Annotated in this window: 23 protein-coding genes; 15 read left to right on the top strand and 8 right to left on the bottom strand. The window is 61.4% G+C overall.

Translation table 11 applies throughout. From position 1 onward, the window contains the following. The first annotated feature begins 30 nt into the window (after positions 1-30). Positions 31-1,038 carry a diacylglycerol/lipid kinase family protein gene (locus ACWTV3_RS00285; protein WP_498476324.1) on the top strand — a complete coding sequence of 336 codons (1,008 nt, stop codon included), beginning with the start codon at positions 31-33 and terminating at the stop codon, positions 1,036-1,038. Between the two features lie 12 nt (positions 1,039-1,050). On the opposite strand, the gene ACWTV3_RS00280 is transcribed toward ACWTV3_RS00285, so the two are convergent. Further along, positions 1,051-2,283, bottom strand: coding sequence for an FUSC family protein (locus ACWTV3_RS00280; RefSeq protein WP_498476323.1), 1,233 nt, complete (start codon positions 2,281-2,283; stop codon positions 1,051-1,053). Then, entirely contained in the window at positions 2,280-2,960 is a 681-nt protein-coding gene (locus ACWTV3_RS00275) for a response regulator transcription factor (protein WP_498476322.1), read from the bottom strand. Before ACWTV3_RS00275 ends, ACWTV3_RS00280 begins: the two co-directional genes overlap by 4 nt. 171 nt (positions 2,961-3,131) lie before the next feature. Between ACWTV3_RS00275 and ACWTV3_RS00270 the strand changes: the two genes are divergently transcribed. From ACWTV3_RS00270 to ACWTV3_RS00260, 3 genes are all read left to right on the top strand, one after another. After that, positions 3,132-3,305 (top strand): CsbD family protein, encoded by a 174-nt coding sequence (locus tag ACWTV3_RS00270; RefSeq protein ID WP_498476321.1) that lies wholly within the window; start codon positions 3,132-3,134, stop codon positions 3,303-3,305. Positions 3,306-3,357: 52 nt separating this feature from the next. Beyond that, a complete protein-coding gene (locus ACWTV3_RS00265; RefSeq protein WP_145963168.1) occupies positions 3,358-3,519 on the top strand; it encodes a DUF2207 domain-containing protein in 162 nt (53 codons plus the stop codon). Positions 3,520-3,654: 135 nt separating this feature from the next. Continuing rightward, positions 3,655-3,855, top strand: a complete 201-nt coding sequence (locus ACWTV3_RS00260; protein WP_498476320.1) for a hypothetical protein — start codon at positions 3,655-3,657, stop codon at positions 3,853-3,855. Here ACWTV3_RS00260 and ACWTV3_RS00255 read toward each other — a convergent pair whose 3' ends face one another. Beyond that, complete coding sequence (locus ACWTV3_RS00255) at positions 3,856-4,557, bottom strand: polyamine aminopropyltransferase (RefSeq protein WP_498476319.1); 702 nt, start codon at positions 4,555-4,557, stop codon at positions 3,856-3,858. A 45-nt stretch (positions 4,558-4,602) separates the two neighbouring features. On the opposite strand from ACWTV3_RS00255, the gene ACWTV3_RS00250 reads away from it, so the two are divergent. Further along, positions 4,603-5,328 carry a tyrosine-protein phosphatase gene (locus ACWTV3_RS00250; protein WP_498476318.1) on the top strand — a complete coding sequence of 242 codons (726 nt, stop codon included), beginning with the start codon at positions 4,603-4,605 and terminating at the stop codon, positions 5,326-5,328. 31 nt (positions 5,329-5,359) lie between these two features. Here ACWTV3_RS00250 and ACWTV3_RS00245 read toward each other — a convergent pair whose 3' ends face one another. The 5 genes from ACWTV3_RS00245 to ACWTV3_RS00225 form a co-directional block, all read right to left on the bottom strand. Next, positions 5,360-6,346 (bottom strand): FHA domain-containing protein, encoded by a 987-nt coding sequence (locus ACWTV3_RS00245; RefSeq protein WP_498476317.1) that lies wholly within the window; start codon positions 6,344-6,346, stop codon positions 5,360-5,362. Between the two features lie 2 nt (positions 6,347-6,348). Further along, entirely contained in the window at positions 6,349-6,612 is a 264-nt protein-coding gene (locus tag ACWTV3_RS00240) for a hypothetical protein (RefSeq protein WP_498476316.1), read from the bottom strand. Between the two features lie 208 nt (positions 6,613-6,820). Further along, positions 6,821-7,387, bottom strand: a complete 567-nt coding sequence (locus ACWTV3_RS00235; RefSeq protein WP_498476315.1) for a DUF4395 domain-containing protein — start codon at positions 7,385-7,387, stop codon at positions 6,821-6,823. A gap of 67 nt (positions 7,388-7,454) precedes the next feature. Beyond that, on the bottom strand, positions 7,455-7,922 hold the full coding sequence (locus tag ACWTV3_RS00230) for a TlpA family protein disulfide reductase (RefSeq protein WP_498476314.1): 468 nt from the start codon (positions 7,920-7,922) through the stop codon (positions 7,455-7,457). 183 nt (positions 7,923-8,105) lie between these two features. After that, positions 8,106-8,906 carry an SDR family NAD(P)-dependent oxidoreductase gene (locus tag ACWTV3_RS00225; protein ID WP_498476313.1) on the bottom strand — a complete coding sequence of 267 codons (801 nt, stop codon included), beginning with the start codon at positions 8,904-8,906 and terminating at the stop codon, positions 8,106-8,108. A gap of 225 nt (positions 8,907-9,131) precedes the next feature. Between ACWTV3_RS00225 and ACWTV3_RS00220 the strand changes: the two genes are divergently transcribed. The 10 genes from ACWTV3_RS00220 to ACWTV3_RS00175 all read left to right on the top strand — a co-directional run bounded on the left by ACWTV3_RS00220 (position 9,132) and on the right by ACWTV3_RS00175 (position 19,429). Further along, positions 9,132-10,862, top strand: coding sequence for a dihydroxyacetone kinase family protein (locus tag ACWTV3_RS00220; protein ID WP_498476312.1), 1,731 nt, complete (start codon positions 9,132-9,134; stop codon positions 10,860-10,862). 47 nt (positions 10,863-10,909) lie between these two features. Further along, positions 10,910-11,371 carry a ribose-5-phosphate isomerase gene (locus ACWTV3_RS00215; protein WP_498476311.1) on the top strand — a complete coding sequence of 154 codons (462 nt, stop codon included), beginning with the start codon at positions 10,910-10,912 and terminating at the stop codon, positions 11,369-11,371. A 2-nt stretch (positions 11,372-11,373) separates the two neighbouring features. After that, entirely contained in the window at positions 11,374-12,192 is an 819-nt protein-coding gene (locus ACWTV3_RS00210; RefSeq protein ID WP_498476310.1) for a triose-phosphate isomerase family protein, read from the top strand. 11 nt (positions 12,193-12,203) lie between these two features. Next, positions 12,204-12,920: a GntR family transcriptional regulator gene (locus ACWTV3_RS00205; RefSeq protein ID WP_498476309.1), complete on the top strand. Its 717-nt coding sequence runs from the start codon at positions 12,204-12,206 to the stop codon at positions 12,918-12,920. Between the two features lie 189 nt (positions 12,921-13,109). After that, positions 13,110-13,874 carry an SDR family NAD(P)-dependent oxidoreductase gene (locus tag ACWTV3_RS00200; protein ID WP_498476308.1) on the top strand — a complete coding sequence of 255 codons (765 nt, stop codon included), beginning with the start codon at positions 13,110-13,112 and terminating at the stop codon, positions 13,872-13,874. Between the two features lie 98 nt (positions 13,875-13,972). Further along, a complete protein-coding gene (locus tag ACWTV3_RS00195) occupies positions 13,973-14,911 on the top strand; it encodes a sugar phosphate isomerase/epimerase family protein (protein ID WP_498476307.1) in 939 nt (312 codons plus the stop codon). Between the two features lie 132 nt (positions 14,912-15,043). Further along, positions 15,044-16,024, top strand: coding sequence for an ABC transporter permease (locus tag ACWTV3_RS00190; protein ID WP_498476306.1), 981 nt, complete (start codon positions 15,044-15,046; stop codon positions 16,022-16,024). Between the two features lie 46 nt (positions 16,025-16,070). Beyond that, entirely contained in the window at positions 16,071-17,072 is a 1,002-nt protein-coding gene (locus ACWTV3_RS00185; protein WP_498476305.1) for a substrate-binding domain-containing protein, read from the top strand. 15 nt (positions 17,073-17,087) lie between these two features. Beyond that, positions 17,088-18,602: a sugar ABC transporter ATP-binding protein gene (locus ACWTV3_RS00180; protein WP_498476304.1), complete on the top strand. Its 1,515-nt coding sequence runs from the start codon at positions 17,088-17,090 to the stop codon at positions 18,600-18,602. 29 nt (positions 18,603-18,631) lie between these two features. Continuing rightward, positions 18,632-19,429, top strand: coding sequence for a cyclase family protein (locus ACWTV3_RS00175; RefSeq protein WP_498476303.1), 798 nt, complete (start codon positions 18,632-18,634; stop codon positions 19,427-19,429). Positions 19,430-19,437 lie beyond the last annotated feature (8 nt).

Below are 19,437 nucleotides of genomic sequence, written 5' to 3'. Positions count from 1 at the left end.
AGCCATGGAGCATGGCATCGCATAGGGAGCATGATGAACGCGAAGTCTCGCGAGAAAGTGTCACCACCCGGCTCCGCCGCCGTCGTCTACAACCCCGTTAAGGTCGACCTCGACGCGATCAAGGCAATCGTTGCGACCGTCGAGAGCGAGACCGGTTGGAAGCCCACCACTTTCCATGCGACGAGCAAACACGACCCCGGGGTTGGTGCGACGAAAGATGCTCTGGATGCGGGCGCTGACGTCGTCATCGTTGCCGGCGGTGATGGCACGGTTCGTGCTGTCGCGGAGGCCATTCACGACAGCGAAGCCGCGCTCGCGCTCATGCCATCCGGCACGGGCAATCTTTTCGCGCGCAACCTCGGAATCCAGCTCGATGACATCGAGAGCGCAGTGCGAACGGCGTTCACCGGAGTCGACCACTCTGTTGATATCGGCCTTATCGACATCCGAGACGAGAACAACACTCTCTCCAAGCATGCCTTCGTGGTGATGGCAGGTCTGGGTCTCGACGCAAAAATGCTCGCCAACACCGATGATGACCTCAAGAAGCGAATCGGCTGGCTCGCCTACGTGAGCGCGATCGCCAAAGCTATTACCGACAACAGTGAGTTGCGCTTGAAGTACAGCCTCGACTCGCAGCGTTCCCGCTCCGCCCGTGCTCACACCGTGATTGTGGGCAATTGCGGCTCTCTGACGGCCAACGTGCTTCTCCTTCCGGATGCTGCGCCCGACGATGGATTCTTCGACGTCGCCGTTATGCGCCCCCAAGGAGTCATCGGTTGGGTTCAGATTCTCGTGAAGGTGCTGTGGGAAAACGGAGTGCTTCGTCGCATCAAGGGCGGCCACTTCCTCACCACCAAGGACGTTCGCGCGCTGAGCTACGTGAAAGCGAAAGAATTGACCATCCGCCTGAGCAAGCCCGAGCAAATCGAGCTTGACGGAGATGAGTTCGGAAAGGCAATCGCCTTCAAGAGCCGGATCAAAGCGGGCGGGCTCACGGTGCGGATGCCGCAACCTGCAGAAGCGCCGCAGCGCTAGCAGCCCAGTCGACTATTCTTCGTCAGCGATCTCCGCTTCGTCAGACTGCTCCGCCTCGTCAGCCAATTCTGCTTCGTCAGCGTGTTCGGCCTTGTGAGCCTGCTCAGCTTGCTCCGCCTGCTCGAGGCGCACGCTCAACGCGGCCAGGATGCGGGCGATGTCCATCGAGATCGCGGCCGAGGCGCCCATCGCGGTCGCGTTGTCGTCAGCTTTGCGCGCATCTAGTTCGGCCGTCAATGCCGCGAGAGCGTCGGTGGCAAGAGCGTGCGATTCTTCCCGAGCCTCGAGGGAACCCCAGTCGCGCAAGGCCGTCGCGACGGCTCCCAGCGCATCGCTCAGCGCGGGTCGCAATTCGGAGCGTAGTTGCACCTTAATCGGCGTTCCCCACACAGCTCCCGTGAGCACATCGGTGATGTCCCGCACATGGAACGTCACATTTTCCAAGGCCGCGAGGTCTTCGTAGTCGGCTTTCAGATCGCGGCGATAGCGGCGGGCTCGCGGGTTGGCTTTGCGGCTCTCGTCGGCGAACAAAACGGCTTGGCGCACCTCGGCCGATACTGCGACGAGCGAATCTTTGCCCGAGGCCCAGCCGTCACGTTCGGGCGGCCAGCTCTCAGCGAGAGCCTCCGAAATTTCGGCAAGGTGATCGGAGAGAACGGCGCGAAAGTTTGCCAGTTGCTGGTCGACGGCATTGTGGGTGAGCGCCGGAAAGATCAACAGATTGACGAGCAACCCCACCACGATGCCGAGGGTCGCTTGCTCAAGGTAACCGAGCGAGTAGTCGTCCGCATCCGGCCCACCGATGATGAGCACGAAGAGTACCGTGACAGGAATGTATTCCCGGTTGGCGCCGAACCACCCCGTCGCCGCGATCAGGGCCCCAGCCCCAACGGCCAACGCCATCGTGAGCACTGACGGAGAGCTGAAAATGATGACCGCGCCGGCAAGCACGATCGCGACCGCGAGACTGCCCAACGTTTGCGCCGCATTGCGGAGCGAGCCCATGAGGGTCGGATACATCGCAACGATGGCGCCAAGAGGAGCGTAATACGGGTAGTTGTCGGCGACGCCAGGAAGATAGGGCGCGATGGTCCACGCGATCGCGACGGCAAGCCCCGTTTTAGCGGCCTGCAGCATTCGGGTTCGGGTGATGTCTGACCGCATCCGCCCCGCTGTCTTCGCGACAGGCTGCAGCCGCTGCCTCGCTAGCTGGAGCTTCTTGTCGTCGACCTTAAGCCGTTTCATGCGTTGACGGCGACATCCACGCTGCCGGGCGTCGGTTCCGGATGCTCGATCCTGACGCGATCGGGGCGGAAGCCGTGCTCGATCCCCCACAGCACGGCATTTGTGCGGCTGGTAGCCCCAATGGTGCGATAGCAACTGCGAATGTAGGTCTTGATCGAGTTGATCGAGAGATGAGTGCGTTCAGCGATCTCGACATTAGAAAGCCCCTGAGTGATCAGCGCGAGCACTTCTGCTTCACGCTCCGTGAGGCCCTCTTCTCGACCGGGCCAGTCACCCACCGCAACGGATGACACGCTCGCGCCGCCGAGATGAACGCGCTCGCCTCCTGCCCGGATCGCTTCGAGCGCGGCTACCAACTTCGCCGCCGGAAGCCCCTTCGAGATATACCCATTGGCACCGTTGCTCATCACCGTGGCCACGTGGGTGGGGTCAAGGTTCCAGGAGTAGACCACAACAGCGTTGACCCGCGGGTTGGACGCGAGCGAGCGCACTGCTGCCCGATCCCCTTGAGTACCCGCAAAGGTGTCGTAGAGGGCGATATCTACATAGTCATCGACCCGCTTGTTGAGGTCGAGTTCGACGACGCGGATGCGGTTTTGATAGGAGCGCAACATCCCCACCACTCCACGGGCAACCACTTCGTAGTCGTTAACGAGGGCGATTTGAACAGCTGTCATAGAACAACGATAAAGCGGCGAAGGCGTGCGCGGAAGAAAGTTCACCCCTAGGGGTGAAGCCTCACACCTTCCGTTGAGAATACTCTCAGCATGTGGGGTGCTTGCCGCACTACGCCAGCGCTGGCGAGCACCCCACGCCAATACACTCCCCCGACGATGAGGAACTCACCCATGAGCGCATCAGACAAGATCGAGAACGCTGCCGAGGACTTCGCTGGCAAAGCCAAAGAGGCTGCTGGCAAGGCCACCGACAACGAGAAGCTTGAAGCCGAAGGCCAAGCCGATCAGACGAAAGCGAGCCTGAAGAAGGCTGGCGAGAACGTCAAAGACGCGGTTTCCGAGTAGCGCTTACCGCTACTACCGCACCCCACCTACTGCTTTCGAAAGGCACCACTTCATGAACACTCTTCTCATCATCATCGCCGTCATCGCTGTTGCACTGCTCCTCACCGGAGGACTCGTGCAGTCGCTCAACTTCCTCCTCTGGGTAGGAATTGTGTTGGCCGTCATCGCCGTCATCGTCTTCCTCGCTCGCAAGCTCACCGGCGGCAAGGTCTAACGCCAACAGTTTGTAGAGCCAGCTGAAGCAGTTCATCGGCCCTCCCCCCAGAGAACGATGCACTGAACGAGGTGCGCGCAACCCCCTGGTTGCGCGCACCTCATCTTTTAACCCGCATGCCCCTAAGGATCCCGAATGTACAGAGAAACAGGCGCTCCCTTGACGAGTACCCCGCAACCACCCGCGCTGGCTCCTGAACCTCTGTGCGAGGGGGATGCGGAGGAAATCGAGCAGCCATTCCCACCAGTGTCAGCAACCGAGCATGCGGCCCTCAACGTGGACGAGGATCCCATCACTGACTGGATTGAGGAACTGAGCCCCACGATCCAACCGTAGTCAAGCGCCGTTCGTCGCGACGTAGACGGTGTTGGATGACACCCCGCCGGTCAGAGCATTGTCAAAGTGGACCGCATGCGCTGTCGGGTTCTCAAAGACCTGGCCCAGACGCTCCATGAACTCCTCGTCGGCCGGGTCGTCTGACCAGAGCGCAAAAATTCCGCCAGCCGTGAGATGGGCCCGCACACGGCGAAGGCCCTCGACGGTATAGAGGTCAGCATGGCTCGGATCGAGCTGGTGTCGGGGTGAGTGGTCAACATCCAGCAGGATCACGTCGTAGGGCTCCGTCGGTTCAGCCCGCATCACCGCGAAGAAGTCGGCATGCGTGAGCGTCGTGCGGCTATCGCCGGTGAGCTCCGCGGATACCGGAAGCAGGCCGCGATTATGCCAGTCGATTACAGCCGGCAGAGCATCGATCACTTCGAGCGAAGCCACACGGGAATCGGCGAGAGCCGCCACCGCCGTGTAGCCGAGACCGAGACCGCCGTTGACGACGCGCAAGCTGTCGCCAGCAGCAGCAGCGAGCCCTAAGTCGGAGAGCGCAATCTCGGCAACGGTGAACAGGCTCGACATGAGATATTCCTCGCCCAGCTTCACCTCGTACACGTCGACGCCGAGCGTGGGCTCACGCCGACGACGAAGGTTGAGCTCGCCCATCGGGGTGTCTTGAAAGTCGAGTTCTTCGAAGCGGGAAATGGCCATGCGCCGAGCCTACGTGCTTTCACACTCACGACGTATGCTGAGGAAATGACAACATTGGAGTGGGACGGCTATCTCAATGCTCGCGACCTCGGTGGTTTCCCCACCGCCCTCTCCAGCTCTGGCGAGACACGATTCGGGCGCATTGCTCGCGGGCCGCGACGGGAACGCTTGACCGAAACCGGTTGGCAGGAGGCGCGGGCGTGGGGGCTGAGGTCCATCGTTGATCTCCGCTGTGCGCACGAGATCGGGCCAGGCGAGGGCGATCACGTGATTTCCGACGATGTAGTCGCCAGCGTCGCAATCGTCAATGCGCCTACCGAAGATCAGAGCGATCCCGAGTTTTGGGAGACGTGCGCTCCCATTCTCGACTCCCCCGAATACTGGGCTCACAATTGGCGGATGCAACCCCAGCTTGTGCGCGGAGCCCTCGATGCAGTCGCCAGCTCCACCCCAGGCACTCTCGTCCACTGCAGCGCGGGCCGCGACCGCACCGGGATGATCAGCGCCCTGCTTCTGGGCAATGCCGGCGTCGAACCGGATGCCGTCGCGACCGACTACGCAACATCCGTTCACGCTATGGCGCACGTCGCCAAGCTCGCCCCTGACGCGAAACCGCAAGACGTCCGCTCCCCCGACGAAGTCGACGAATGGATGCGCGACAAACTGCCCATCGTTCGCGACACCGCTTCGCGCGCCCGCGAGATCTTTGACCTGCTCGAAGTTTCGATCGCCACTCGCGCAGGGCTGCGCAGGCTCCTCATTGCTGAGTAGCCTGCGCCTGCGCGCGGTGCAGCCCGGACGTTTATCGCGTCTCGGGAACCTCTGGTCCTTCCGGCAGTACGACCGGTTCTGATTCTGCGCGATGCCGACCGGGCTGGGGCTTCTGATGGCCCATTTCTCCGCCGATGCGACCGCCGAACGGGCGACCGTGGTCGGCGTACTCTTCACGGAAGAATCCGATGCGCCACTCGCCCATTTCCATGAGCGCGCCGGTGCGCAGCGTGCGGGAGCCTACTTCTTGACCGGTGAGCGGGCGAGAGCCACCACCGACAGCGCCGAACGAACGCAGAACGTATTCGTCTTCATCGTCGTGGCGAATTTCGGCGTGGATGGGATCGAGACCGGGCAACTGCAAATCTGCAGACGACGATGAACCGATAGTGGTCACATCCGACCGCAGCTCGAACTCGCGCGGCATCTGTCCATTCCAGTTTTCAGAACCCACCACGAAGAACAACCGCGGCCGTCCGGCTCCAGAGGCATAGTGCGTCGTCGTGACCTTGCGACGGATGGTCCGGTCGAAGGTCGGAACGAGAGGAAACAGGGTTCCCGGAGGAAACTGCATCCGCGGCGTCGACGAAGCGGCATCACTACGACGTCGCAGCATCGGCGCAAGCGCTGCACGGCTTCCCAACGCAATGTGGGGCGACCCGGTGAGCACGCGCTGAGCCACCGATGGCTTGATAGCACCAATGCGGGCGATCAGCCCGAGTGGCCCCGAGAGCGAAACGGTGAGCCCGCGCTCCGCCAAGGCCTTTGCCACAATGCGGGCTTCTTTGAGCTTCACCGCCCGTGCTTGCATGAACAGCTCGGGGTTGCTCGAAAACACCTCGATGTCAGTGCCGCTCGCAGAAACGGTACCCGTCATAGTTTCGGTCTCCAACGGTGGCGACGTCGACTCCCCATCGTTAGCGGACTCGCCATTCGCATCGTCAAGGATTGGTTCGACGAGCGAGAACGCCAGATCAATGTCGAGCCTCGTTGAGGCGCTCGTCGTTGAGGTACTCATCGTTACGGGGCGGTCGGTTCGGAGCCGGATCCCTCGCTGGTGGTCACTCTCAGGGTGCCGTTGAGTTTCCACGTTGCACGGGGCGCGTCCTGACCAACGTCACGGGGAACTTCGACCGTCATGTCGATGAAGCTGTAGTCAATGACGGCACTTCGGCCGGTGAGGTACGACCACATTTCTTTACCAAGATCTGTCCAGTCCTGGATGTTGTGGGCGTCGGGGCCAGCAGCGTTGTCAGAGGCGGCGGGGTTAGTGAGATCAGACATGGTTTCGTCCTTTTCGCTCGCATTGAGAGATTGGGCAACCATCGTGATCGGTAGCCGCCCACTGTAATGCCACGATAATCGCGCACCCCAGACGGGGGAAGAGATGCGGCAGTTGTCACGGCATTCTCACTGGAAGCGTCGCTGACGACGAGGATGAGGGGGTCGGATGCTCCCGCTCCCGTCCGCTCAATGCGGAGATTAAGGCGCGCTACGCTGCGGAGCGGCTGCGTCCGATCAGACCGGCGCGCACGAGCAGCATGTACAACTGGCAGCCGAGGCAGTAGTCGAAAACCGAGTTAAGGAACGCCGCAATGAACGCGAATCCCGCGGCAACCACGAGGGCGTAGGGAATCGCGGCGAGGTGCAGCACGACGCCGATGACCGTGACGAAAAGGCCGACGCCCTGCGAGAACGTGGGCGGAGCGGGGTTTTCGAGGTGACTCGGTGCGCCCAAGCGCGGGCGAATCGCGGCCTTGAAGAACAGACCGTAGGGGTGACGCTGGATGCCCGCGAAAGCGCCCCAGGCGAACAGTGCCGTGATGGCGCTCAGGAGAAGGAACGCTGGCTGAGCGGCACGTTCGGCGAGCGTGGTGGGAAGCGACGCTGCGGTATCCAGACCCAGGCCGATCACCGTGAGCAGCAGCACGGCGGTGATCGCTGCGCCGAAACGAGGGCCACGTGGATCGATGCCTGCCTGGCCGGGCTTCGCCGCGAGGGCAGCTTTCGACGCGGAGAGCTCAGCCGCTCCGGCGGCGTTCGTGTGGGGCGTAGTCATAGGAGGTGCTCTCTGGTGCGGGCGAGGCGGGGGCTGGCGTGCGGTGGAAGGGTGGGGTGGCTCGTCGTTAGACGAGCTCGGGGGTCAGCATCCGGTGCAGCTCTGCACGGACGTCGGTGATCTTGGGGGCTCCGCCGATGCGGGCCTGCAGCACACCGTTGCCGTCGAGGATGAACGTTGTGGGCGACTGCAACAGGTTGAAGCGGCTGGCGAGCTCGGGGCGTGAAGTGACGTCGACCTCGACGTGAACGACTGAGCCGGTTCCGTCATCGAGTTCGCCGGCGAGGGCGCTCAGCTGGGTGTGGACCGTGGGGCAGATTGCGCAGGCTGCGGTGGAGAACTGGAGCAGGGTGACGCGGCTACCGAACGGGGCGACACCGTCGATCACGATGCGGTTCGCTTCGGATGCGGCGGCAGAGGCGGCGGTCGAACCGGCAGTGTGCGTTCGCTTGATACGGCCGGTGCGGTCACGCCAGAACAGGCCGAGCACAGTGGCGAATGCCACGAGGCCGACCAGCACAAACAGGGTTTCCACAGCGTTCACCTTTCGAGGTTATGGGGAGTTGGGGAGCTTCGGCGTTGTGTGACGCGAGGTTACTGACCTCACGCGCCACAGAGACGGGAAAAGCCCCACACGACTTGGTACTCACATAACAAGTCGAATGGGGCTTCAGATATTCCGAGGACGCCACAATCGCGGCGCCCTCGAAGGGGAGTGCTAGATGCTGTTGTGGTCCTTCACAGCAGCTTCCATGTCGGCTAGGCCGGGAGCCATCGCAGCGTCGACGGCGAGCGGGTCAGAAGCGTTGAGTTCCTGCATTCCACGGCCGTCGGGTGCTGAGGCATTGATCTCGTGCTCGTCGGCGGCAAGACCGGTCATGATCTGGGCGACGACGTCGGAGACGGGGCGGCGCGTCCAGTCGGCGTTCTGGCTGCTCATCATTTCGGTGTCCGTGGCGCCCGGGTAAACCGTTGCCACGTGCACGCCGGTGCCGTGCAGCTCGCGACGCATCGCTTCGCCGAATGCAGCGACACCTGACTTGGTGGCCGCGTAGACCGCGTAGAACGGCATCGCGACGAGAGCGATCTCGCTCGAGATGTTGAGGAGCAGGCTTCCGCCCGCTGCGCCGCTCGCACGCAGTTGCGGCAGCAGTGCCTGTGTGAGCAGCACAGGCGCGGTGAGGTTGAGGTCAATCATCGCGGTGGCTTGCTCCGCGGTCGCATCTTCGAGGCGACCAGCGCGCACGTTACCGGCGTTGTTCACGAGAAGGTCGACGGTCTCCCACGACTTCACGGCGTCGGCGACGTTCTGGGCACCATCCGCCTGACGCAAGTCTTGAACCAGAATTTCGGATGTTCCCCCTGCGTCTGTGACGAGGTCAGCGGTCTTCTGCAGCGTGGCTTCGGTGCGCCCGACGAGCAGCAGGTGTGCTCCCTTCGCGGCAAATTCGAGGGCGATGGCCTGGCCGATTCCTTGGCCAGCTCCGGTGATGATTCCGCGGCGGTTAGTGAGGTCCATTGCGGGGATCCTTCCTGATGTGGGGACGGATCGCGGTAGCGACCCGGAAGCGAACTCGCGTTCTGTACCGGACGGTAGCACGCCATTCTGGTATTTGCTACCAAAAGGTTCCATATTCCCTCACGCGAGAAAGCTGCATCGACCTGGCGTCACTTCCTATTTCCTATAGTATCTTTGAATGCGCGCCTGCGTAAAAATGCAGCTCAACGATGAGGAGCGAGAACTATGACCCGTTTGTGGAATGAACCAGCGAACTTTGCCGATGAAATGGTCGACGGATTCGTCCGCGCGAACACTCAATGGGTTCGAAAGACCTCCGGCGGCGTGGCTCGCTCCACCCGCTCCGAGACGCCCGAAGTTGCTGTGGTGATCGGCGGCGGCTCTGGCCATTACCCCGCATTCGCCGGACTTGTCGGCCCCGGTCTCGCCCACGGCGCCGCGATGGGTAACCTCTTTGCCTCCCCCTCAGCTCGCCAAGTGGAATCGGTTATCCAGGCCGCTCAACAGGGCCGCGGTGTGCTCCTGAGCTACGGCAACTACGCCGGCGACGTCATGCACTTCTCCACCGCACAAGCCGCGGCTCGCGCCGCCGGCATCGAGTGCCGCTCCGTTGTCGTGACCGATGACATCTTCAGCGCTCCGCCCACCCACAAAGAAAAGCGGCGAGGTATCGCTGGCGACCTTACGGTCTTCAAAGTTGCGGGCGCTGCCGCAGCGGCCGGGCACGATCTTGACCACGTTGAGCGCGTTGCCCTTCTCGCCAACGAACGAACCCGCACCATGGGCGTTGCGTTCTCAGGCTGCACGCTGCCCGGCGCATCAGAGCCACTGTTCTCCGTGCCAGAAGGGCGCATGGCTATCGGCCTCGGCATCCACGGCGAACCTGGTCTCGAAGAAACCGATGTGCCCACTGCGAACGAACTCTCAGAACTTTTCGTTGAGCGCCTGTTGGCCGACGCTGAGATTCCTGACGGTGTCATCCCCCGGGGTGCGCGCGTGGTTCCGGTGCTCAACGGTTTGGGGTCAGTGAAGAATGAAGAACTGTTCGTTCTCTTTTCTCGGATCGCCGAGCTGCTCGAAACCGCCGGCATCACGATCGTCGATCCGCAGATCGGAGAGTTCTGCACAAGCTTCGACATGGCTGGCGTCTCCCTGACCCTGTTTTGGCTCGATAACGAACTCGAAGACTTGTGGAATGCACCCGCGAATACTCCCGCCTTTCGCACCGGCTCCTCGCCGGCCGCAAACGTGGTCGCCGTCGAAGACGACAATGCCGCAGCAGCCGACACTTACATCGGTGAATCGAGCCCGGAGTCACAAGCGGCCGCAGTAAGGATCGCCCAGATGCTCTCGGCAATAAGCACCCTCATTGACGAGAACGCTGATGAACTCGGGCGATTGGATGCCGTTGCCGGCGATGGTGACCACGGCATCGGCATGCAGCGAGGCGCTCACGCCGCAGCCGAAGCAGCAGCCAAGGCGGCCGAGCTCGGCGCCGGCGCGCAGACTCTTCTGAATCGCGCGGCTGACGAGTGGTCAGATCGGGCCGGCGGAACCTCAGGTGCCCTGTGGGCCGTCATCCTCAAGAACGTGGGCGAACATTTCGGCGACACCGCCGAAATCACGTCGAGTGCCGTCAGCGCTGGAGTGAGCGCGGCGAGTGACGCCGTGATGGCGTACGGCGGAGCTTCCGTGGGCGACAAGACGTTAGTGGATGCCCTCGTGCCGTTCGCTGATTCGTTGCACGATCGGGTAGCCGCCGGCGATTCTCTCACGACTGCTTGGGTTCAGGCGGCGCAGCAGGCAACTCTCGCTACCGAGCGCACGAGCGACATGATGCCCGGGCTTGGGCGCGCTCGCTCGCACGGCGAAAAGTCTCTCGGCACTCCCGACCCTGGCGCGGTCTCGCTGTCGCTGATCGTGACAATGCTCGGCGCCCAACTCGCCGACGCGTAATCCCTCTCGTTGTTTCCCCATCCACTGCAAAGAAAGTAGAAAACACTATGTCCACGACGTGGCGCGTTGTTATCGGCTCAGATGAAGCCGGATTCGACTACAAAGAGATCATCAAGCGCGATCTCGAGAACAATCCCCTCGTATCCTCGGTCGTCGATGTCGGAGTCTCGGCTGATGCCTCGAAGAACTACCCCGGCGTAGCAATTTCTGCCGCCGAGATCGTGGCCGATGGAGACGCCGACCGCGCGATCCTCGTCTGCGGAACCGGCCTCGGCGTCGCGATTGCCGCGAACAAGGTTGCGGGCATCCGTGCAGTCACCGCTCATGATTCGTTCTCGGTGGAGCGCAGCATCCTCTCGAACGACGCTCAGATCTTATGCATGGGTCAGCGCGTGGTGGGCATTGAGCTTGCGCGCCGCAATGTACGCGAGTGGCTCACCTACGAATTCGACACAATGAGCGCGTCGAACGACAAGGTGCGCGAGATCTCCGCCTACGAGAACGCCTAACGATGACTAGTCTCGGCAGCGCCCCACCCGTGCAGGTGGGCGTGAGCTTGAAGATGTACTTCAGCCATGCGCGCACGGTCGAGTGGTGCACCGCGGTCGCAGAGATCGCCCGCACTCACAGCACTGTGCTCTCGGGCGCTGCCGAGCTATTCGTCACTCCCACCTTTCCTTCTATCCCGGCCGCACAGCAGATTTTGGATGGGCTTGCTCGCGTGGGAGCTCAAAATCTCAGCAGCGAAGATGGAGGCGCCTTCACCGGCGAAGTGAGCGGCAGCGTGCTTGCCGAAGTGGGCTGCACCGTGGTGGAGGTGGGGCATGCGGAACGACGCAGCCTCTTCGGAGAAACCGATGCAGTGGTTCGCGCTAAAACGGCAGCGGCGCTGCGCAACGGACTGCGCCCCGTTCTCTGTATCGGCGAAGCTACTCCACTATCGCCCGCCGAAGCCGCCGCTGAGTGCATCCGCCAACTCGACGATGCGCTGCGGGAAGCGGATGCCGACGATCATCGGGGCCCCATCACCGTGGCCTACGAGCCGCACTGGGCGATTGGCGCCCCCGAGCCTGCCTCGTCCGCTCACATTCAGGGTGTCTGCACTCGACTGCGGGCCTATGCCCACGCTCTCGAGCTCCGCGCTGGCTCGACCGTGATTTACGGCGGCAGTGCTGGGCCCGGGTTGCTCACTGCCTTAGAGGGCAGCGTCGACGGCCTTTTCTTGGGGAGATTCGCGCATGATCCGGCAGCCATCCGATCGATCCTCGATGAAATAGGTAGAATCGCTTCCGATCGCACATCCGACCGCCCCACCGTGGCCGGTCACTAGGGAAGGCTCCAATGACGAACGATTCGCTGTTCACATCGAACTCGTCACCGTCCATCGAGCGCCGCGGACTGCGCGATCACGTGTACGACCGCGTGCTCGATGTGTTGCTGGGGCCGGGCGTCGAGCCAGGTTCTCGCCTTTCGATCGACACTATCGCGCGCGACCTCGGCGTCTCACCGACTCCCGTGCGGGAGGCACTCGTGCAGCTGGAACGCACCGGACTCGTGACGCGAGTCGCCAACAAGGGCTACACGGTGGCCGAACCGCTCGCAGCCGACCAGCTCGAGTCGCTGTTCGATGCTCGGCTCGTGCTGGAATCAGGGTCTGCCGCGCTGGCTGCGCGCAGCCCGGAGAAGCTCCTGCCTGCCCTGGAGAAGGCCCTCGCCGAGCATGTCAAGCTCACGGCAGCCGTCCATGAGGCGTCGCTAGCCGGAGAAATCCCGCTCGAGTTGCTGCGTAACTATTTCGCCGCCGACTGGAACTTCCACCATCTCATTTTCGAACACACGCACAATCCATTCTTGATCGACATGTCCGAGGCAATCTCGACACGCGTTCACCGGATGCGTCAAACGGTCGCCACCGGCGTCAGCGATGCCGAGGAGGCCACGGTCGAACACCGCGCCATCCTCGACGCGTTCGCTCACGGCCCCGACGCAGTCGAAGAGGCCATGCGCAGTCACATTCTCAAGGTGCGCGATCGCGCCCGTGACGATTCGGTTCGCTAGAAAGCACCGATCACCGCAGAGCCAATAGTCGATTAGCGGCACCGCACAGGCGGTGCCGCTTTTGTGTGTTCGCTGACAAATCGCAATCCCGAGATTGTTTACCTTGCGCGCGATTCGAAAGATGCTATATGATCTACGATTAGATGAATCGGGCGAAAAGGCCCGTAATTCAACAAAGGAGTTGGCACAATGGATTTCCCCACCGAACGCACCGTGATCGTCACCGGAGCAGTTTCTCCCCGCGGCATTGGCCGCTACACGGCGTCGTATCTCGCTGAGCGCGGTTGGAACATCGGTGTCATCGACGTCGACCACGACGCCTCCGTTGCAGTAGCCGAGGAACTCACCTCCACTTACGGCGTCAAGGCCCTCGGTTATGGCGCAAATGTCACCGACCCTGAGTCAGTTGATGCCGCCATTACGTCCTTCGAAGCCGGCCTCCCTCAGATCGTAGCCTTGGCCAACGTCGCGGGCGTCAGCTCCCCCGTTCCTTACCTTGAGGTCACCCCTTCGGAGTGGTCGCGAGTGATGTCCATCAACCTCGACGGCGTTCACAACGTTTCGCAGCGCGTCGCACGGGTGCTGGTAGCTAACCGCATCGGCCGCATCGTCAACATTTCTTCCGTCTCCGCTCAGCGCGGTGGCGGCACGTTCAGTAAGACCCCGTACTCGGCATCGAAGGCGGGCGTGATCGGCCTTACTCGTGCTGTCGCTCGCGAACTCGGTGAATTCAACATCACCGTAAACGCGATCTCCCCCGGCCCCATCGACACCGACATCATGGGGGGCACGCTCTCCGATGCTCGCAAAGACGAGCTCACGCAAGATCTGCTTACGAGCCGCATCGGTACGCCGCGTGACATCGCGGCCGCCATCCACTTCCTCATCGGCGAAGAGACTGGCTACATCACCGGCCAGACGCTCAACGTCGACGGCGGGCTCTACCTTCACTAAAGATCGGGCGTAGCCCGGCAATCGCCGGGCTCACCGCTTCTTCTGTCTTTTGCTCTTTTGCCCGACTACGGTCGCGCCATAAACGTTAGGACGATGACGTGTCCACTTATACCGCCGAAAACTGGCCCATCACGAGCTGCATGCTGGGATTGGCCACCACAACGCGCGACGGCATCTCTGCCCAGCTTGCTGGTCCTGAGTTCTGGAAAAAAGAACTCACCAAGATCGCTAACCAGGGCTTCACCAACGTTGAACTGTCTGATGCGTGGCTCAAGCCGGCCCTTCTCAGCACCAGCGAACGTGCTGAGCTCGTTTCGATCGCGGCTGACCTCGGAATGAAGATTCCGTCGGTGCACATTCAACGCGTGAGTGTGATCGAGCCGGGCAAGGAAGCCGAAAACTTGGCGTACCAGCATGCTTCTATCGAGGCTGCTGCCGAGATGGGCATCGGCGTGTACTCCACCGGTTTGCACCAGCCGTTCAACAAAGCTCAGCGCGAGGCGCTGTGGTTTTGGAACGGCCAGGGGCCAATGGACCCGGTCGGCGATGTAGAGGTGTGGAACACCGCTGTCACCCGCATCCGCGAGCTTGCTCGTCACGCTCAGGATCTGGGCATGATCACTTCTCTCGAAATGTATGAAGACACGTACATCGGCAGCTCCGACAGCGCGATTCGTTTCGTCGAAGACGTCGGCACTGACCTCGTGGGCATCAACCCCGATGTCGGAAACTTGGTGCGTCTCCACCGCGAAGTCGAAGACTGGCGCGAGACCTATGCCAAGACACTCCCCTATGCCAACTACTGGCATCTCAAGAACTACACGCGTGATGAAGCGGCCGACCACTCGTACTACGCGACGGCACCGAGCACACTCCGCGACGGAGTCATCAATTACCGCGACGTCGTCGAACTCGCTGTTTCGCTGGGATACAGCGGAATTCTTACATGTGAGCACTATGGTGGCGATTCGATCAGCGTGTGTGGCGAAAATCAACGCCACCTACGCGGCCTGCTCGCCGAAACCTTGGCCAGCTAACCCGCTGGTCTCCCGACCCAATCACGCTCGACCCTCGACTTTAGAGAACCGGCGAATCCGTCAGCGGATGCTCGCCACAAACCAGGAGGCAATGATGACTCTCAGCATCTACCGAACCATCGGAGAGCTCGCGTGACCGCGACCGTAGCCGAGCGGCGCGTACCACGCTCGGGGTGGAGCAAATTTGTCTCCACCTATCGCATTGAGGCAGCGATGCTGGGTGCACTGGTCGTGCTTGCCGTTGTTCTGACAATCATCGAACCTCGCTTCTTGTCGTCGGCCAATATGCAAAATATCCTGTCGCAAGTAATGGTGCTGGGCATCATCGCGATCGGGCAAACTCTCGTCGTTCTTACGGGTGGCATCGACCTCTCGGTCGGTGGGATCGCTGCGGTATCGATCGTGGTGGGAGGCATGGTGATGCCCACAGCGGGCGTCGCCGTTGGCGTGAGTGTGATGTTGCTCGTGGGACTCCTTGCGGGTCTTATCAACGGCATCCTCGTGGCATACGTAAAACTCGCCCCCTTTATTGTGACGCTCGGCATGATGTCAATCACCGCATCATTGGCCTACGTCATCTCTGATGGCCGCTCGATCTTCAACCTGCCGGAGGCCTTCGCGTTCTTCGGAAAGGGAAACATTGCCGGAGTGAAGCTCTACGTCATCATCTTTGTGGTCCTCTATATCGCGGCTCACTTCTTCCTCACCCGCAGCAAGCCCGGCCGCTTCATTTACGCCATTGGCTCCAACCCTGAAGCGGCTCGCCTCTCAGGTATCCGAGTGTCGTTTTACCAGGTCATCCCCTACGCCGTCACCGGACTGCTGTGCGCATTGGCAATGACGATCGAGTCGTCGCGGCTCGGCACCATCGACCCCAACACGGGCAGCGGCTTTGAGCTGACCACCATCGCGGCCGTGGTCATCGGTGGTGCTTCCCTCATGGGCGGCAAGGGCAGCGTGCTCGGAACCCTGATCGGTATCTTCCTGATCGGTGTTCTGCAGAACGGCCTCAACATCATCGGCGTCAACGCGTTCTGGCAGGGCACTGCTCTCGGAACCGTGATCATCCTCGCTGTCGTTCTCGACCGAGTCGTTCGCGTTCGTAAGAAATAAGTTTTCACCCGCTCAATCACAGCAACACACATATCAAAGGAGAATCATGCGTGTAACTAAACCCTTTATCGCGGCAGCGGCAATGGCAGCGTCAGCATTGGTGCTGACCGGCTGCACCGTCGACGGGGCCGATTCCAGCGGTTCTAATGCCGAGATCACGGTTGCAGGATGTGACGCCGCCAACGTGGCGTACATCACTTCTGCGACGAGCGTTGCCTTCTGGCGTTCGCTGTCGGTCGGCATCCAGGATGCTGCAGCTGATGCCAACGCTGAGGTCACCGTGTATGACTCAGACAACAGCCAGAGCAAGCAGCTTCAAAATGCTCAGGATGCGATCACCTCGGGCGTTGACGCCATCATCTTGTCGCCAACCGACACCGCTTCGGCTCCCGCTGTGCTTGACGCAGCATCGGCTGCGGGCGTTCCCGTGATCATCGCGGACATCGGCACTGACAGCGGCGACTACGTCTCGTTGATCAAGACCGACAACGTTGCTGCGGCGGAGGGTGCTGGCGAAGAACTTGTCGCGGCACTTCAGGCTGCTGGCTACGACGAGGGCGAAGTGGGCATCATCGGTATTTCGCAGACTCGCCAAAACGGTAAGGACCGCACCGAGGGGTTCTCCGGCCCCGTCGAAGCTGCCGGTTACACCATCGTTCCCCTGCTCGAGTCGGCTGACTACACCCGTTCAGAGAGCCTCGGTTTCACTCAGGACCTCCTGGCCGGACACCCCGACCTCATCGGTATCTTCACTGAGCACGACGAAGCAACGCAGGGCGCCCTCACCGCAATCGATGGAGCAGACACCCCCATCGTTGTCGGCTTCGACGGCAGCCCCGACACTCTGGCATCCATCAAGGCTGGCGATGTAGCCGCTGCAGCAATGCAGCAGCCAGTGCTCATGGGTCAGGAAGCATTCACGGCAGCGTGCAGCTTCCTCGACGGCGAGACTGTTGACGCCGAGATCAGCGTAGATACGATCTTGGTGACAACCGAGAACGTGCTCGCGATCGAAGACGAAGTTCAAGACACCGTTTTCAAAGAATAAGTAACGAGGACTGGCATGACTGTTAACGTTCCGCTCCTCGAGGCTTCGGGGATTCAGAAAAGCTACGGTGCCACGCGCGCTCTGGCCGGTGTCAACTTTGACATCGGCCGGGGCGAGGTCGTTGCACTCGTCGGAGAGAATGGCGCCGGCAAGTCAACGCTCGGCAAAATTCTTGCCGGAGCTACTGAGATGGATGAAGGCACCGTCTCCGTCAACGGCATGCCAGTCTCGTTCCGCTCCACGAAGGATGCTCTCGACCACGGTGTCGCGATTGTGCTCCAGGAGTTCAATCTCATCCCCGAAATGACGGTGGCTGAGAACCTCTTCCTTACCCGCTCCACGGGCTACCGCTGGGGATGGTGGAAGAGCCGCAAAGCCCAGGTCGATCAGGCGTCGAAAGCCATCTCTGATGCCTACATGGATTTCGGCATTGATCCCGAAGCGCTGGTATCTGAGTTGAGTGTCGCCCAGCAGCAGATCGTCGAGATCATCCGGTCGTTGTCGGTAGATGCTCAACTCTTCATCTTGGACGAGCCCTCCGCCGCGCTAGGCCGCCGCGAGACTGATTCGTTGCTGCAACTCATTCGTCGCCTTCGCGAATACGGGCGTTCGGTGATCATCGTTACGCACCGTCTCGATGAGGTCTATGCCGTCGCTGATCGTATTTTTGTTCTCCGTGACGGTATTGCCCGTGGCGAGTTTGATCCGGCCACGACCACGACAGATGAGCTGATTGCAGCGATGGTTGGCCGCGCTCTCGACAAAGAGATGCACGAAGCTCGCACCATTCAAGCTCCCGGCGAAGCAGTTCTTACGGTCGACAAGCTGGTTGTTCAAGGAACATCGTCGGAGTGCTCGTTCGAGGTTCGCCGCGGCGAAATCGTCGGCATTGCCGGGCTTGTTGGCTCCGGCCGCACTGAGTTGATCCGCGCTATTTTCGGGGCAGACCCGGCGGTCAGCGGCACTGTAAAGCTCGGCGGCACGTCGGGCGTTATTCGCTCGCCTCTTGCCGCTGTTCGGGCTGGTGCTGCCATGGTGTCTGAAGACCGCAAGCAGCTCGGCCTTCACACCGCTCTCAGCATCCACGACAATATCGTGCTCTCCTACCTGGCGAAGTATGGCAAGTTCTGGCTCAATCGCAAGAAGCTCGACACCGATGTTGCCCAGCAGGTCGACGATCTGCGCATCAAGATCGGTGGAAGCTGGTTGGATGCAGGAGTGCTCAGCGGAGGAAACCAGCAGAAGGTCGTGTTGGCCAAGTGGTTGCTCTCCAAGCCTGAACTGCTGATTCTGGATGAACCTACTCGCGGAATCGACGTCGGTGCTCGCGCCGAGTTTTACCGCGTGGTTGACGATCTGGTCGCTCAGGGCATGGCGGTGCTGATGGTATCGTCCGAAATGCCCGAAGTGCTGGCGCTATCTGACCGTGTGCTCGTCATGAGCAAGGGCGCCATTGTGACCGAGTTGAGCCGAGAAGAAGCTACCGAGGAACGAATTCTTTCGTTCACTGAGGTAATGGCTGTCGCGTAAGCGTCGGCCCTGACAAGAACGGATGCCCGATGGCTCTTCCGACTGGAACGATCGTTGATCTGACTCTTCTCCTAGCAGAGGAACTCCCCTGCACTTGGCCGGGCCACATGCCCTACCAGCAGAAGACGTTCAACTTCTTTGAAGATGGCGGAACCACCGAGGCCCACCTGCAATCTCATTGCGGCAGCTACCAAACCCGGTGGCTCCTCATCGACGAGCACACCGGAACCCACATGGATGCGCCTGCGCATTTCTTGCCCGGCTCCCACACCGGCATCGACGGCGCTTCGGAGGTCGGCGACATAACGGCCGAACATGTTCCGCTCGAACAGTTGATGGGGCCCGCCGTCGTGATCGACGTTGAGTTCTTGTTGGATGCCGAGATGGCACCCGGCGTAAGCCCGGCAATTACTGCCGACCACCTCCGCGATTTTGAGCAGGAGCACGGCGAGATCGCTGCTGGAGACATCATCCTGTTCCGAGCACGCTGGGATGAGAAGCACTACCGTGCTGGTATCGACGGACGCGCCTACGCACATGACGGCGTGATCTTGAAGACTGGCCCAGCGTGGCCTGCGCCCATTGCTGAAACTCTCGATTACCTCATTGCGAAGGGTGTGCGCTGTGTCGGTACGGACGGCCCCAGCATGGGCTCGGCGCACGACGGTAGCGGAGTGCACCTCGCCGGTCTCGGCAACGGAGCGATCTTCATCGAAGCCCTTGGCAATCTCGGTGCGCTACCCACGCGCGGCGCCGACTTTATCTTTGCTCCGCTCAAGGTAGCGCGCGGCAGCGGAGCTCCCGGGCGCGCGTTCGCGTTCGTCTAAGTCCCTAA

Source organism: Salinibacterium sp. AL4.1 (genome assembly GCF_059767305.1).
The sequence above is the reverse complement of the archived record's forward strand: the minus strand, read 5'-3'. Positions and strand labels throughout refer to the sequence as shown.

What these genes read in the sequence shown, in the direction of transcription:
- ACWTV3_RS00225 (WP_498476313.1), bottom strand. Translation starts at nt 8,906, where the DNA reads ATGGACCTCACTAACCGCCGCGGAATCATCACCGGAGCTGGCCAAGGA.
- ACWTV3_RS00200 (WP_498476308.1), top strand. Translation starts at nt 13,110, where the DNA reads ATGGATTTCCCCACCGAACGCACCGTGATCGTCACCGGAGCAGTTTCT.
- ACWTV3_RS00240 (WP_498476316.1), bottom strand. Translation starts at nt 6,612, where the DNA reads ATGTCTGATCTCACTAACCCCGCCGCCTCTGACAACGCTGCTGGCCCC.
- ACWTV3_RS00220 (WP_498476312.1), top strand. Translation starts at nt 9,132, where the DNA reads ATGACCCGTTTGTGGAATGAACCAGCGAACTTTGCCGATGAAATGGTC.
- ACWTV3_RS00265 (WP_145963168.1), top strand. Translation starts at nt 3,358, where the DNA reads ATGAACACTCTTCTCATCATCATCGCCGTCATCGCTGTTGCACTGCTC.
- ACWTV3_RS00270 (WP_498476321.1), top strand. Translation starts at nt 3,132, where the DNA reads ATGAGCGCATCAGACAAGATCGAGAACGCTGCCGAGGACTTCGCTGGC.
- ACWTV3_RS00280 (WP_498476323.1), bottom strand. Translation starts at nt 2,283, where the DNA reads ATGAAACGGCTTAAGGTCGACGACAAGAAGCTCCAGCTAGCGAGGCAG.
- ACWTV3_RS00235 (WP_498476315.1), bottom strand. Translation starts at nt 7,387, where the DNA reads ATGACTACGCCCCACACGAACGCCGCCGGAGCGGCTGAGCTCTCCGCG.
- ACWTV3_RS00260 (WP_498476320.1), top strand. Translation starts at nt 3,655, where the DNA reads ATGTACAGAGAAACAGGCGCTCCCTTGACGAGTACCCCGCAACCACCC.
- ACWTV3_RS00255 (WP_498476319.1), bottom strand. Translation starts at nt 4,557, where the DNA reads ATGGCCATTTCCCGCTTCGAAGAACTCGACTTTCAAGACACCCCGATG.
- ACWTV3_RS00180 (WP_498476304.1), top strand. Translation starts at nt 17,088, where the DNA reads ATGACTGTTAACGTTCCGCTCCTCGAGGCTTCGGGGATTCAGAAAAGC.
- ACWTV3_RS00205 (WP_498476309.1), top strand. Translation starts at nt 12,204, where the DNA reads ATGACGAACGATTCGCTGTTCACATCGAACTCGTCACCGTCCATCGAG.
- ACWTV3_RS00285 (WP_498476324.1), top strand. Translation starts at nt 31, where the DNA reads ATGATGAACGCGAAGTCTCGCGAGAAAGTGTCACCACCCGGCTCCGCC.
- ACWTV3_RS00175 (WP_498476303.1), top strand. Translation starts at nt 18,632, where the DNA reads ATGGCTCTTCCGACTGGAACGATCGTTGATCTGACTCTTCTCCTAGCA.
- ACWTV3_RS00185 (WP_498476305.1), top strand. Translation starts at nt 16,071, where the DNA reads ATGCGTGTAACTAAACCCTTTATCGCGGCAGCGGCAATGGCAGCGTCA.
- ACWTV3_RS00245 (WP_498476317.1), bottom strand. Translation starts at nt 6,346, where the DNA reads ATGAGTACCTCAACGACGAGCGCCTCAACGAGGCTCGACATTGATCTG.
- ACWTV3_RS00275 (WP_498476322.1), bottom strand. Translation starts at nt 2,960, where the DNA reads ATGACAGCTGTTCAAATCGCCCTCGTTAACGACTACGAAGTGGTTGCC.
- ACWTV3_RS00250 (WP_498476318.1), top strand. Translation starts at nt 4,603, where the DNA reads ATGACAACATTGGAGTGGGACGGCTATCTCAATGCTCGCGACCTCGGT.
- ACWTV3_RS00210 (WP_498476310.1), top strand. Translation starts at nt 11,374, where the DNA reads ATGACTAGTCTCGGCAGCGCCCCACCCGTGCAGGTGGGCGTGAGCTTG.
- ACWTV3_RS00215 (WP_498476311.1), top strand. Translation starts at nt 10,910, where the DNA reads ATGTCCACGACGTGGCGCGTTGTTATCGGCTCAGATGAAGCCGGATTC.